11 protein-coding genes are annotated in these 13,423 nt (G+C 73.0%); 5 read left to right on the top strand and 6 right to left on the bottom strand.

Features of this window, described 5'->3' with window-relative positions:
• Nucleotides 1-127: 127 nt before the first annotated feature.
• The 6 genes from ACFXDJ_RS34870 to ACFXDJ_RS34845 form a co-directional block, all read right to left on the bottom strand.
• On the bottom strand, nt 128-724 hold the full coding sequence (locus tag ACFXDJ_RS34870) for a Uma2 family endonuclease (protein WP_384662015.1): 597 nt from the start codon (nt 722-724) through the stop codon (nt 128-130).
• 48 nt (nt 725-772) lie between these two features.
• Nucleotides 773-2,083, bottom strand: a complete 1,311-nt coding sequence (locus tag ACFXDJ_RS34865; RefSeq protein WP_384662013.1) for a DUF58 domain-containing protein — start codon at nt 2,081-2,083, stop codon at nt 773-775.
• Complete coding sequence (locus ACFXDJ_RS34860) at nt 2,083-3,048, bottom strand: AAA family ATPase (protein ID WP_384662010.1); 966 nt, start codon at nt 3,046-3,048, stop codon at nt 2,083-2,085. Before ACFXDJ_RS34860 ends, ACFXDJ_RS34865 begins: the two co-directional genes overlap by 1 nt.
• On the bottom strand, nt 3,045-4,346 hold the full coding sequence (locus ACFXDJ_RS34855; RefSeq protein ID WP_384662007.1) for a DUF4350 domain-containing protein: 1,302 nt from the start codon (nt 4,344-4,346) through the stop codon (nt 3,045-3,047). Before ACFXDJ_RS34855 ends, ACFXDJ_RS34860 begins: the two co-directional genes overlap by 4 nt.
• The gene (locus tag ACFXDJ_RS34850) at nt 4,343-4,771 is read right to left on the bottom strand and encodes a DUF4129 domain-containing protein (RefSeq protein WP_384851224.1); all 429 of its coding nucleotides are present in this window, start codon (nt 4,769-4,771) and stop codon (nt 4,343-4,345) included. The genes ACFXDJ_RS34855 and ACFXDJ_RS34850 overlap by 4 nt, the downstream gene beginning before the upstream one ends.
• Nucleotides 4,772-5,198: 427 nt before the next feature.
• A complete protein-coding gene (locus ACFXDJ_RS34845) occupies nt 5,199-6,470 on the bottom strand; it encodes a glycerophosphoryl diester phosphodiesterase membrane domain-containing protein (protein ID WP_384662202.1) in 1,272 nt (423 codons plus the stop codon).
• A 270-nt stretch (nt 6,471-6,740) separates the two neighbouring features.
• Here ACFXDJ_RS34845 and mtrA point away from each other — a divergent pair, with 270 nt between their 5' ends.
• The 5 genes from mtrA to hpf all read left to right on the top strand — a co-directional run bounded on the left by mtrA (nt 6,741) and on the right by hpf (nt 13,323).
• Nucleotides 6,741-7,430: a two-component system response regulator MtrA gene (gene mtrA / locus ACFXDJ_RS34840; RefSeq protein WP_189747360.1), complete on the top strand. Its 690-nt coding sequence runs from the start codon at nt 6,741-6,743 to the stop codon at nt 7,428-7,430.
• Between the two features lies 1 nt (nt 7,431).
• Nucleotides 7,432-9,462 carry an MtrAB system histidine kinase MtrB gene (gene mtrB / locus ACFXDJ_RS34835; RefSeq protein WP_384662206.1) on the top strand — a complete coding sequence of 677 codons (2,031 nt, stop codon included), beginning with the start codon at nt 7,432-7,434 and terminating at the stop codon, nt 9,460-9,462.
• 34 nt (nt 9,463-9,496) lie between these two features.
• The gene (locus ACFXDJ_RS34830; RefSeq protein WP_384662209.1) at nt 9,497-11,332 is read left to right on the top strand and encodes an LpqB family beta-propeller domain-containing protein; all 1,836 of its coding nucleotides are present in this window, start codon (nt 9,497-9,499) and stop codon (nt 11,330-11,332) included.
• Between the two features lie 117 nt (nt 11,333-11,449).
• Nucleotides 11,450-12,262, top strand: coding sequence for a ComF family protein (locus tag ACFXDJ_RS34825; protein WP_384662212.1), 813 nt, complete (start codon nt 11,450-11,452; stop codon nt 12,260-12,262).
• Between the two features lie 359 nt (nt 12,263-12,621).
• Entirely contained in the window at nt 12,622-13,323 is a 702-nt protein-coding gene (hpf, locus tag ACFXDJ_RS34820; protein ID WP_384662215.1) for a ribosome hibernation-promoting factor, HPF/YfiA family, read from the top strand.
• Nucleotides 13,324-13,423 lie beyond the last annotated feature (100 nt).

The raw sequence follows: 13,423 nt of genomic DNA, 5'->3' as shown, positions 1-13,423 counted from the left end.
CTGCAGGGGGGACCCTGTGGGAGAGTAGGACGCCGCCGAACAATCATTGTAGAGAGCCCCGTACCAGGGAACTGGTACGGGGCTTTTCTGCGTTTGGGGCCCGGTCCGTTGAGGACTGGGCCGGGGGCTACCAGTCGGCGGGGTAGCTCTTGAGGCTGCTCGTGTCGAGGGTCCAGCGGCCGGCGACGACGGTGTCCCCGAAGGCGTACGGGACCTTCTTGCGGTAGCGGATGCCGTCGGGCCCTTCAGAGGGGTCGCTGTGCACTGTGGCGCTCTTCTTGTCCTTGCGGGGGTCCACCACTACATAGACCGGGACCCCCATCCTCGGATAGTCGTGAAGCTTGTCTCGGATGTCGGTGAGGGAATTCGTACGCGAGACGACCTCGATCACCATCAGGACATCACGCGCGTTGACGACCTTCGCTGTGTCGTCGGTGTCTTCCTCGGCGATGACCATGAGGTCGGGGACCTTGGTGAGGCCGGTCACCGGATCGCCCATGTTCGTGTCGTTGAGGGCCACGACCTCGGGTGTCTGGGCCTCGATCTGGCGGCGTAGCCGCACCACGTTCAGCCCGTGGGGAGCCGTGGGGCTCATCATCGTGAGGAAGATCTGGCCGTCGGTGGTCTGCACCTTCCAGTGGTCTTCCTGGTGCTCGGCCAGCTCCGCGAGCTGCTCCGCGAAATCGTGCATGCGGCGCATCTGCTCCGCGGTGAGGTCAGCCATGGTGTCCTCCTGGTGGGTACCCGACCAGCGTATCCAGTCGGGCACCCGCTAGAGGCGGCCCGCGGCCTTGAGGGAGAGGTAGGCGTCGGCCAGGGCGGGGGCCAGGGTGTCCGGGGTGGCGTCGACCACGTGGACGCCGTGGCGGGTGAGCTGGTCCGCGGTGCGGCGGCGGGCCGACTGGGACTGGGTGGCGGCGGCCGCTTCGTAGACCGCTTCGATCGTGCCGCGGGACGTGCTCATCTCCGCGATGCGCGGGTCCGCGACCGAGGCCAGCAGGACGGTGTGGCGCTGGGTGAGGCGGGGGAGGAGCGGGAGCAGGCCCTCTTCGATGGGGGCCGCGTCCAGGCTCGTCAGGAGGACCACCAGGGAGCGGCGCGGGGCGCTGCGCAGGATGGTGGAGACCAGGGTGCGGGAGTCGGTCTCGACGAGCTCCGGTTCCAGGGTGGCCATGGCGTTGACGAAGGCCGGGAGGGTGTCGGCGGCCGAGCGGGCCTGGACCTGTGCGCGGGTGCGGCGGTCGTGGGCCAGTAGGTCCACGCGGTCGCCGGCGCGGGTGGCCAGGGCCGTCAGGAGGAGGGCCGCGTCCATCGCCGAGTCCAGGCGGGGGGCGTCGCCGACGCGGCCGGCCGAGGTGCGGCCGGTGTCGAGGCAGATGAGGATGTGGCGGTCCCGTTCCGGGCGCCAGGTGCGGACGGCCACCTTCTGCTGGCGGGCGGTGGCCCGCCAGTCGATGGAACGGGTGTCGTCGCCGGGTACGTAGTCCCGCAGGCTGTCGAACTCCGTGCCCTCACCGCGCGTCAGGACGCTGGTGCGGCCGTCGAGTTCGCGCAGGCGGGCGAGGCGGGACGGGAGGTGCTTGCGGCTTGCGAACGGCGGCAGGACGCGGACCGTCCACGGCACGGTGTGGTGGCCCTGGCGGGCCAGGAGGCCGAGCGGGCCGTAGGAGCGGATCGTGACGCGGGCCGCCTGGCGGTCGCCGCGGCGGGTGGGCCGCAGGCGGGTGGTCAGGCGGCGGCGTTCGCCGGCCGGGACCGTCAACGCGTGGCGGGAGGCGGCGACTTCGGTGCCGGGTACCCAGCTGCTGGGGGGCCAGGCGTCGCGGATCCGGGCGCGCAGGGGGCGCGGGGAGGGGTTGGTGACGCTCAGGTGCACGTCGGCGGGCTCGCCGAGGCGCACCGAGGTGTCGCCGGAGCGGGCCAGGTGGAGCGTGCGGACGGGCGCCGCGAGGGCGTAGTCGACGGCGCAGGCCAGGGCGAGGGGGGCGTTGACCGCCAGGATCCCCGTCCAGCTCGGTTCGAGGATGCCGACGGGGAGGCTGCCGAGGGCCGCCAGGAGGGCGGCGCGTCCGGTGAACGCCATCAGCGGGGTACGGGGACGTGGGAGAGGATCGCGGTGATGACCGCGTCGGCCGTGACGCCCTCCATCTCGGCCTCGGGGCGCAGCTGGACGCGGTGGCGCAGGGTGGGCAGGGCGAGGGCCTTCACGTCGTCGGGGGTGACGTAGTCGCGTCCGACCAGCCAGGCCCAGGCGCGGGCGGTCGCCAGCAGGGCGGTCGCGCCGCGGGGGGAGACGCCGAGGGTGAGCGACGGCGATTCGCGGGTGGCGCGGCAGATGTCGACGACGTACGCGGCGATCTCCGGGGAGACGCTGGTGGCCTCGACGGCCTTGCGGGCGGCTTCGAGTTCGGCGACGCCCGCGACCGGGCGGATGCCGGCGGAGTGCAGGTCGCGCGGGTTGAACCCGGCGGCGTGGCGGGTCAGTACGCCGATCTCCTCCTCGCGGGAGGGGAGGGGGACGGTGAGCTTGAGGAGGAAGCGGTCGAGCTGGGCCTCGGGGAGGGGGTACGTGCCCTCGTACTCGACCGGGTTCATCGTGGCGGCGACGAGGAACGGCTCGGGGAGCTTGCGGGGGGTGCCGTCGACGGTGACCTGGCGCTCCTCCATCGCTTCGAGGAGGGAGGACTGGGTCTTCGGAGGCGTGCGGTTGATCTCGTCCGCGAGGAGGAGGTTGGTGAAGACCGGGCCGTTCTGGAAGGAGAACTCGGCGGTGCGGGCGTCGTAGACGAGCGAGCCCGTGACGTCGCTCGGCATCAGGTCGGGGGTGAACTGGACGCGCTTGGTGTCGAGTTCGAGGGAGGCGGCGAGGGCCCGTACCAGGAGGGTCTTCGCTACGCCGGGGACGCCTTCGAGGAGGACGTGGCCGCGGCACAGGAGTGCTACGACGAGACCGGTGACGGCGGAGTCCTGGCCGACCACGGCCTTTCCGATCTCGGTACGGAGCGACTCCAGTGCGGAGCGGGCGCTGCTGTCCGTGGTGGCCGTCATGAGGAGCGGACCTCTCTTTCGAGGGCGTCGAGTTGGTCGGCGAGCGCGACGAGCGCCGCGTCGGTGGTGGGGGCGGTGCCGAAGAGCAGGGCGCCCAGGTCGTGCGAGCCGTCGGTGAGACGGGCGGAGACGGCGGGCCCGAGGGCGACGGGGTCGTGGGCCAGGGAGGCCGGTACGCCGACCAGCGCGGCCAGGCGTTCGCGGGAGGCGGCGCGCAGCACGGTGGCCGCGCGGTCGCGGGCTCCGGCCTTGGCGTACAGGCGGGCGCGGCCCTCGGTGGCCTCGGAGGCGGGGACGAGGACGGGCAGCCGTTCGGTGACGAGCGGGCCGAGGCGGCGGGCGCGCCAGAGGGCGGCGAGGGCGGCGGCGAGGAAGAGCTGGAGCAGGGCCCAGCTCCAGCCCGCGGGGATCAGGGCGAGGAAGTCCTTGCCCTGTCCCTCGGCGTCGTCCGGTCCGGAGTCGGCGAGGGAGGGCATGTACCAGACCAGGTGGGGCCGGGAGCCGAGGAGTTGGAGCGCGAGGGAGGCGTTGCCCTCCTTGGCGAGGGCGTTGTTGAGGAAGACGCGCTCGGAGCCGAGGAGGACGGTGTCGCCGCCGTGGGTGGTGGTGGGCAGGACGAGGAGGGTGGGGCGGCCGCCGCTGGGGTAACAGGCGGTGGCCTTGGAGGTGTCGGTGGTGTAGCTGTAGCCGCCGCCGGTCGCCGCGCGGCCCGCGGAGGTGGCGGCGGGCAGTGCGCAGCCCGGGTCCAGGTTGGTTTCCTTGCCGGCGCCGCCGGGATGGGCGCGGGTGCCGGGGGCCAGGGCGGGGAGGCTGAGGGTGCTCGGGGCGAGCAGTACGATGCGGCCGCCGGAGAGGTCGATGGCGGACCGGATCACGCGGAGCCGGCTGTCCTCCAGCCGGTCGGGATCGGTGACCAGCAGGGTGGTGCCGGGCCCGGCCGCGGCGGCGGCCTCGTCGGCGGTGGTCACGACGCGGGTGTCGATCCCCCGCTCCTTGAGCAGCTCGGCCACGGCCCGGCTGCCGAAGGGGTCGGCGGAGCGGGGGTCCAGGTATCCGTGCCGGGCACCGGAGTTCAGGGCGGCCAGGATCAGCCCGGCGGTGAGGAGCAGGGCGAGCGCGATGAGGAAGCCGCGGGCGCGGGTCCACAGGATGCCGGGGGTGAGGGGCGCGGCGGCGGTTGTTCCGGCGGCTGCTGCGGCTGCGGCTCCGGTTCCGGCTGTCGCTGTGGCTTCGGCGACCGCACCCGTAGGGGCCGGGGCCGGGGCGGGCGGGACGCTGGGGTCCTGGGGGCGGGTCATGGGGTGGGGCCTGTCAGGAGCGGCTTCGTGCGGGTCAGGGCCAGGTCCAGGTCGCGGAGGGTGGCGTACATGGTCGCGTTGGCCGGGCGTGCGCCGTAGGTGACCTCGTCGAAGGTGCGGGCCGCGGCGCGCAGGCCGGCCGCGTGGTCCGGGAGGGACACGGCGGCTTCGGCCGCCGCCTCGTCGGCCGTGCGGCCCGGGCGGGGGTCCAGGAGGGTGCGCTCCTCCAGGGAGCGGACGACGGCGCGCATGCGCTCCTGGACGGCCTCGTTCCAGCGGCCCTCGGCGGCCAGGGCCTCGGCGGCCGTGCGGTGGTCGGCCGCGCTGCGGACTCCGTCGTCGAAGAGGGCGCCCGCTGTGGTGGGGGGGGCGCGCGGGGGGGGGGGGCCGCGCCACCCCCCGGCGCGGGGGTGGTGGGGCTGCACGGGGGGGGGGGGGGGGGGGGGGGGGGGGGGGGGGGGGGGGGGCGGGGGGGGGGGGCGGGGGGTGGGGGGGGGCGGGGGGGGGGGGGGGGCGGGGGGGGGGGGCCCCCCCCCCCCACCACAGGGCGGCGATGACGAGGACGACGAACACGGCGATGGCCAGCAGGCCCAGCGTGCCGCCGGGGGTCGAGGCCGAGGCGTGGTCGAAGAGGCTCCCGACCCATTCCCAGAACCGGTTCCAGGCGCGCTGGAACAGCCCCGGGTCGTTCTGGTGGTACACGGGCTTGGACAGCTCGTGCCGGGCCGCCTCGCGGGCGGCGTCACGGCCGATCGTGACCGGCGGCGGTTCCGCCGCCGATGGTGATGTGGCCGCTGTCGCCGCCGCCGTCGTCTTTGCTGCGAGCAGGCCCCCCGTGCCCTTCATCGCCCGTCAGCCCCCGGTGGGCGGCGGGGCGTTGCCCGTGCCGTAGTTCTCGATGCCGGCCGCCCGCGCGAGCTCCAGGTCGAGGGCCTCGCGCCGGATGCGCTGGTCGACGTAGAGCAGGACGGTGACGCCCGACTGCATCGGGAGCGTGATCGTCAGGCCGATGATCCCGCCGATGCCCGTGAGGATCAGGAAGCCCCAGCTGAGGGTGCCGGTGCCGCTGGCGAGGCCTTCGAGGCCGCCGCCGAACAGGGCCGCGCCCAGCAGGGTCAGCGGCAGGACGACGACCCCCGCGACGATGCTCGTGATGATGGAGGTGACGACGGTGATGCCGAGTACGCGCCACCAGGAGCCCTTGACGAGCTTCGAGGAGCGGGAGAAAGCCTTGAAGACGGAGGTCTTCTCCAGCATCAGCGCGGGCGAGGCCAGGGTGAAGCGGACCCCCAGCCAGATCGCCAGCCCGAGGGCCGCGAGACCGCCGAGGACGCCGAGGCCCACGCTCTGGGCGAGGATGCCCGGCAGGATCAGTACGAAGAACAGGAGCAGCGCGCCGACGCTCAGGAGCAGGGTCAGGCCGAGCAGCCGCGGCAGCTGCGAGCGGGACTCGCGCCAGGCGGCGCCCACCGAGGAGGAGTGGCCCAGCACGGCGCGGCTGAAGACCATCGTGAGCATCGCGGTGGCGAAGATCGTCCCGATGAGCTGGATGAACCCGTTAGCGAGGCTCAGCGCCAGGCCCGAGCCGAGCGCGTTGAGCTGGTCCTGTAGGGGCGTGGCGGCCGAAGGGTCGAGCTTGAGCCCGCTGAACGCGAGCTTCTGCGTGAGCACGGAGGCCAGCTGCACGACGACGGCCACGGCCAGGGAGATCGGGAGCACCGCACGCCAGTGCTTGCGCATGGTGGTGACCGCGCCGTCGAGGATCTCGCCCAGACCCAGCGGGCGCAGCGGGATCACACCGGGCTTCGCCGCCGGGACGTGGTTGCCCCAGTAGCCGCCCGGGCCGCCGGGGGCGGGCGGCGGGTAGCCGCCGGGACCGGCGCCGTACGAGCCCCAGCCCTGCTGCGGCGGCTGCGGCGGTACGGGCGGCTGCTGGCCGGGCTGCTGCGGCGGGTTCTGGCCGGCGGCCGGGCTCGACCACTGGCCGGGCGGCGGCTGCTCGGCGGACCACTTGGGGTCGCCGCCGTTGCCGCCGGAAGGCTGCGCGGGAGGCTGCGTACCGTGGGAGCCCTCACCGTCGGACGGGGAGGATCCGGGCGTAGCCCAGCCCGGAGAGTCGTTCATCGTCGCTCCTTCACGTGCACTGCAGAGTGCGGGGCGCTTGGTCCGGCTGCCATCGTGCCATGTGACAACCTCGAACGGACCAGGTGTCCCCTGGATCCCGGGCCGTTCGCGCCTTCATTTGTCGTGCGGATCCGGGGCACACTGGGCGCCTTGATCTCCATCGGTAAGTCCACGTGGCAGTCCACGGGGAACCCACGCAGGTCCGAGGGGCGATTTCCAGCCCCTTTGGCTGTGGGACAGCTCACCGCCAGGTAACGATTAGCTAATGGGATGATGTCAACCATGAAGGGACGCGTCCTTGTCGTCGACGACGACACCGCGCTGGCCGAGATGCTCGGCATTGTGCTGCGGGGAGAAGGTTTCGAGCCGTCGTTCGTAGCGGACGGTGACAAGGCACTGGCTGCCTTCCGGGAGGCGAAGCCGGATCTGGTCCTGCTGGACCTCATGCTGCCCGGACGGGACGGCATAGAGGTGTGCAGGCTGATCCGTGCCGAGTCCGGCGTACCGATCGTCATGCTCACCGCCAAGAGCGACACCGTGGACGTGGTGGTGGGCCTGGAGTCCGGGGCCGACGACTACATCGTCAAGCCGTTCAAGCCGAAGGAGCTGGTGGCCCGCATCCGCGCCCGCCTGCGCCGCTCGGAAGAGCCGGCCCCCGAGCAGCTGGCCATCGGTGACCTGGTCATCGACGTGGCCGGGCACTCGGTCAAGCGGGACGGCGCCTCCATCGCGCTGACCCCGCTCGAATTCGACCTGCTGGTCGCACTCGCCCGCAAGCCCTGGCAGGTCTTCACCCGCGAGGTGCTGCTGGAACAGGTCTGGGGCTACCGCCACGCGGCGGACACCCGCCTGGTCAACGTGCACGTCCAGCGACTGCGCTCCAAGGTCGAGAAGGACCCGGAGCGCCCCGAGATCGTCGTGACGGTGCGCGGTGTCGGCTACAAGGCCGGACCCAGCTGACATGCAGCCCGGCAGGCCCCGGAGCGGCTCCCGCGGGGGAGCGCTGCGGGGCGGCCGGCTGTTCCACGGCGGAGCATCCGGCAGCCCCGTGCTGCGGCTCTGCGTACGCCTCGTACGCCGGCCGCTGCTCCCGGCTGTCCGGCTCTGGCGGCGCAACATCCAGCTCCGGGTGGTCGCCGCCACCCTCCTGATCTCGCTCGCCGTGGTCCTCGCCCTGGGCTTCGTCGTCATCGCCCAGGTGAGCAAGGGCCTCCTCGACGCGAAGGAGGAGGCCGCGCAGAGCCAGGCCGCGGGCGGGTTCGCGGTCGCACAGGAGAAGGCGAACACCCCGTACACGGTGGACGGAACCGACGCCTCCGACAACAAGGTCGGCCGCGACGCCAGCACCTGGATGAACTCCCTCGTCAAACAGCTCGCCAGCGGCGGGCAGAGCGCCTTCGAGGTCGCCGCCCTGGGTGCCGGCACCGGCACCGGCGAGGAACAGCCGCCCGGCCGCGGCGCGCTCGGCGTCCGCGGAGCCCGCGCCTCCGGCAACGTGGACCCGACCGCCAGCGTCCCGCTGGACCTGCGCCGGGCCGTCAACCACGCCACCGGCGCCTTCAAGACCTTCTCCCAGGTCCGCTACACGGCCGGCGCCGGCGCCAAGGCCCCGCAGCCCGCGCTCGTCGTGGGCAAGCGCCTCACCGACATCAACGGCGACCCGTACGACCTGTACTACCTCTTCCCGCTGACCCAGGAAGAGGAGTCCCTCAACCTGGTCAAGGTCACCATCGCCACCGCCGGACTCTTCGTCGTGGTCCTCCTCGGCGGCATCGCCTGGCTCGTCGTGCGCCAGGTCGTCACCCCCGTCCGGATGGCCGCCGGGATCGCCGAGCGGCTCTCCGCGGGGCGGCTCCAGGAGCGGATGAAGGTCACGGGCGAGGACGACATCGCCCGCCTGGGCGAAGCCTTCAACAAAATGGCCCAGAACCTCCAGAACAAAATCCAGCAGCTGGAGGACCTCTCCCGGCTGCAGCGCCGCTTCGTCTCCGACGTCTCCCACGAGCTGCGCACCCCGCTGACCACGGTCCGCATGGCCGCCGACGTCATCCACGACGCCCGCGCCGACTTCGACCCGGTCACGGCGCGCTCCGCCGAACTGCTCGCCGGACAGCTCGACCGCTTCGAGTCGCTCCTCGCCGACCTGCTGGAGATCAGCCGCTTCGACGCGGGCGCCGCCGCCCTGGAGGCGGAGCCGATCGATCTGCGCGACGTCGTACGCCGCGTCATCGACGCCGCCGAACCGCTCGCCGAACACAAGAACACCCGGATCCGCGTCCTCGGCGACACCCAGCCGGTGATAGCCGAAGCCGACGCGCGGCGCGTGGAGCGGGTCCTGCGCAACCTCGTCGTCAACGCCGTCGAACACGGCGAAGGCCGGGACGTGGTGATCCGGCTCGCCTCGGCGGGCGGGGCCGTCGCCGTCGCCGTGCGGGACTACGGGGTCGGGCTCAAGCCCGGCGAGGCCACCCGCGTCTTCAACCGCTTCTGGCGGGCCGACCCGGCACGGGCGCGCACGACCGGCGGTACGGGCCTGGGCCTGTCCATCGCCGTCGAGGACGCCCGGCTGCACGGCGGCTGGCTCCAGGCCTGGGGCGAGCCGGGCGGCGGCTCCCAGTTCCGCCTGACCCTGCCGCGCACCGCCGACGAGCCGCTGCGAGGATCGCCGATCCCGCTGGAGCCCGAGGACTCCAGGGCCAACCGGGCCAGGGCCGCCGCGGAGGGCTCGCTGGCGCCCGAGTCGTCCCGGGAACCCGCGGGCCGGCCCGACCGGTCGCCGATCCCGCCGCGGTCGGCGGTGGCCGGAGCCATGCCGGTGCCGGCCGACCCGACGGCACTGCCGGGCAGCGGGGCCCGGGTCGTGACCCGGCCCGCCGAGCAGCCGGGGGCCGGCGCCGGAGCCCCGGGCGGGCCGCCGGGAGAAGCAGACCGAGAGGGTGGATCGCGTGGAGCCCGTGGATCGGACGGAGCCGGTGGGTCGGATGGGTGCTGAACCGGGGACGGGGCCGGGGACGGGGACGGGCCTCGTGAGGGCCGGCCGATCGCGGTCGGGCCGATCGCTGCGCACGCTCCGGGCCTACGCCTTCGGTGCGGCCGGGCTGCTGCTGGCCGGCTGCGCCTCGATGCCCGACCATGGCGAGATCCGGCCCGTGCAGGTCTCGCAGGGCGTCGACTCCCAGGTCCGCGTCTTCGGCGTACCGCCGGCCGACCACGCCAGCCCGCAGGAGATCGTCGACGGCTTCCTGGAGGCCATGACCAGTGACGATCCGCAGCTCCAGACCGCCCGCAAGTACCTCACCGAGGACGCCGCGAAGAACTGGAAGCCCGGCGCGGCGGTCACCGTGCTCTCGGCCGGCCTCGACCGGTTCTCCGTACAGGGCGAGAAGGACCCCGCCGCTCCCCGCTTCAAGGTCGCCGGGAAGATGCTGGCCACCGTGGACGAGCGCAGCGCGTACCAGCCCGAGACCGGCGGCAAGCGCTACGAGGAGTTCCTCCAGCTCAGGGAGGAGAACAAGCAGTGGCGGATCGTGACCCCGCCCAGCAGCCTGGTCCTCAGCGAGTCCGACTTCCAGCGCATCTACATGCCGGTGAACAAGTACTACTTCGCGGGCGGCACGCTCGTCGCCGACCCCGTCTACGTGCGCCAGCGCAGCGACCCCGACTCCCGGATGGACCCCACCACCCAGACCGTCAAATCGCTGCTCGCCGGCCCTTCCAAGTGGCTCGGGCCGGTGGTCGCCTCCAGCTTCCCCACCGGTACGGAGCTGCGCGAGGGCACCAAGTCCCTTTCGTACGACGGCCAGAACACGCTGCGCGTACCGCTGAACGACAAGGCCGACAACGTCACGCAGCCGCAGTGCCAGAAGATGGCCACCCAACTCCTGTACACGGTCAAGGACCTGACGGCTTCCCGGGTGGACCGGGTCGAACTCCTGGCCGCCGACGGCAAGTCCTCGCTGTGCTGGGTCACCGAGGCCGCGGCGGCCGTGGTCGCAAACCGGCCGCTCTCGCCGGGCCACCAGTACTACGTGGACAACGAGAGCCGGCTCCAGCGGATGACCCTCGACCCCAACCGGGACGACCAGCAGGACCCGCCGTCCCCGGTCCCCGGTCCCCTGTCCGGGAACCCGCCCTTCAAGGTCGGTTCCGCCGCGATCACCTATGACGAGAAGCGCGCCGCGGTCACCTCCGAGGACTGGCACTCGCTGTACGTGGTCAACCTGACCACCGCCGGACCCATGCCGCAGCCGCTGCTGACCGCCAAGGGCTCCAAGCCGGCCGGGTTCACCGCCCCCTCGTGGGACGCGGCCGGAGATCTGTGGATCGCCGACCAGGACGATCAGGCCCCGACGTTGTGGCGGCTGCCCCGCGGTACCGGGACCCCCCAGAAGGTGGAGGTGTCCGGGCTCGACGGCGGCCGGATCACCGGGCTGAAGACCTCGCCCGACGGGGTGCGGATCGCGCTGCTGGTGGAGAAGGCGAGCCGCAAGAACCTGTTCATCGGGCGGATCGAGCGGCCCGACAACAAGGGCGACGGTCCGGCGGTCTCGGTGCGCGAGCTGCGTCCGGCCGCCCCGCAGCTGGCGGACGTGACGGCGATGAGCTGGGCGCCGCGCGGCCGGCTGCTGGTGGTGGGCCGCGAGAGCGGCGGGGTCGTGCAGGCGCGGTACATGCTGGCCGACGGTTCGATGGTCGGGGCCGGACTGCCGGGCGCGACCGGGCTGGAGGCGATCGCGGCGAGCGAGGACGAGAAGAAGCCGGTGGTCGCGTTCTCGGGCGAGGACGGGATCGTGTGGCTGCCGCCGGGGGCGCAGTGGCGCACGGTGGCGGCGGGCGGCCGGTTCCCGGTCTACCCGGGCTGATCCCGGGCTGACCCCGTTCTGGCCTGGTCTGACCTGCGCTTTTCCCCGCTTGTGCGGTGCCGTCCCCGGTTGTCCACAGGGGTGGCCCCGTGCTGCCCCGCCCGGCAGAGTTGACCCATGCGGCAGGGGCGGGGGCAGCGGTGGCCGGCACTGACGGCGGGCTTCGCGGCGGGCCTCGTGTCGGAGCTCGCCGGGCTGGTCCTGCCGGTCGGCTGCGTCGGCTGCGGTGCCGTCCGGGTGGCGCTGTGCGGAGCGTGCCGGTCGGCGCTCAGTGGGGCCGGGACGGGCCCGGTACGCCCGTCTCCGAGCCCCGCCGGGCTACCCGTGGTGTATGCGGCCGCCGCGTACGAAGGGGCCGTACGAGCCGTCGTGCTGGCCCACAAGGAGCGCGGCGCGCTCCCGCTGGCCGCCGCCCTGGGAACGGCCCTGGCGGCGGCGGTCCGGGCAGAGGTCCGGGCGGGCGGTGGGGTGTGTGGGGAGGGCGGGGCGGGGGAGGGGGAGGTGGCCCTGGTTCCCGTCCCCTCCGCCCGGCAGCGGATCCGGGCGCGCGGCCACGATCCGGCGCACAGGATCGCGCTGGCCGCCTCGGCGCGGCTGCGGCGGGCGGGTGTGCCCGCGCGGGTGGCTCCCGTACTGCGGCTGCGGCGGGCCGTGGCCGACCAGGCGGGTCTGGGGGCACTGGAGCGCCGGGAGAACCTGGCCGGGGCCCTGGAGGCCCGGCGGGGCGCCGGACGGGTGACGGCCGGGGCGGCCCGGATCGTCGTCGTGGACGACCTCGTGACCACCGGAGCCACGCTGGCGGAGGCGGTACGCGCGCTGCGCGCGGCCGGGATCGGCCCCCTGGGCGGGGCCGCGGTGGTGGCCGCGGCGGCGGACGCGTTCGTACGAATCCGGTCCGCAACTCATACAGAGCAAAAAACTTGTGAATAGATTTGGAACTGGCGGGGAAGGCGCATCGTTGCAGGTAGTAAGAGGGAACGGCCACCTGAACGGAGGTACGTACCGGTAGCGGGTGCCGACAACCGGCATAGAGGGATATGTTCGGTTGTAAGGAATTGGCGAGCCTGGGGCCCCACGCATCGGAGCGCACGTTTCGAGCGTTTGTACGTTTCGGAACCTTCGTGTCAGAGGTTGTCTCTCGACTCCGAAGTCGGTGGGGTGTAGATCTTGCCGATGGGGGAGGAGGAGGTGGAAGTCGCCAAGTCCGAGGCTCCGGTGTTCACCGGAGTCTGGTGCGAAAGGGAGACGCTTCGCCCCTGGGGCGGAGCTATCCGGGAACGGAGTTCTGCGTGGACATCGTCGTCAAGGGCCGTAAGACCGAGGTGCCCGACCGGTTCCGCAAGCACGTGGCCGAGAAGCTGAATCCGGAGCGGATCCAGAAGCTCGACGCCAAGGTGATCAGCTTGGACGTCGAGGTGTCCAAGGAGCACAACCCGCGCCAGGCCGACCGTTCCGACCGCGTGGAGATCACCCTGCGTTCGCGGGGCCCGGTGATCCGTGCCGAGGCCGCCGCCGCCGACCCGTACGCGGCGCTCGACCTCGCTCAGGACAAGCTGGAGGCCCGGCTGCGCAAGCAGCACGACAAGCGCCACACCCGTCGCGGCAGCGGACGGCTCTCGGCGGCCGAGGTGGCCGACGTGGTGCCGAACGCCGCGACCCTCAACGGCAACGGCGAGCCGGTCAGCGGCGAGAAGGCGGACGCGATCCCGACCACCCGGATCGGATCGCTGGAAGTGCAGGGCGAAGGCCCGCTCATCGTCCGCGAGAAGACCCACTCGGCCGCACCCATGTCGCTCGACCAGGCTCTGTACGAGATGGAACTGGTCGGTCACGACTTCTATTTGTTCGTCGACTCCGACACCAAGATGCCCAGCGTCGTCTACCGGCGCCACGGCTACGACTACGGCGTGATCCACCTCGATTCCTCCGACGCCGCCTCCAGCTCCGGTGAGCTCGACGGCGCGGGAGCGGGCGGCGCGCTCGGCGGCTGACGCCGCGCATCCCGGATGTCCGTGCGGTGGCCCCCCGGCCGCGGCGGGGGGGGCGGGGGGCCCCCGCGGTGGGGGTGGGCGGGGATAAAAGGCCGGTAAA

The organism is Streptomyces sp. NPDC059443, from assembly GCF_042750105.1.
In the GTDB taxonomy this organism is placed as follows: Bacteria; Actinomycetota; Actinomycetes; order Streptomycetales; family Streptomycetaceae; genus Streptomyces.
The sequence above is the reverse complement of the archived record's forward strand: the minus strand, read 5'-3'. Positions and strand labels throughout refer to the sequence as shown.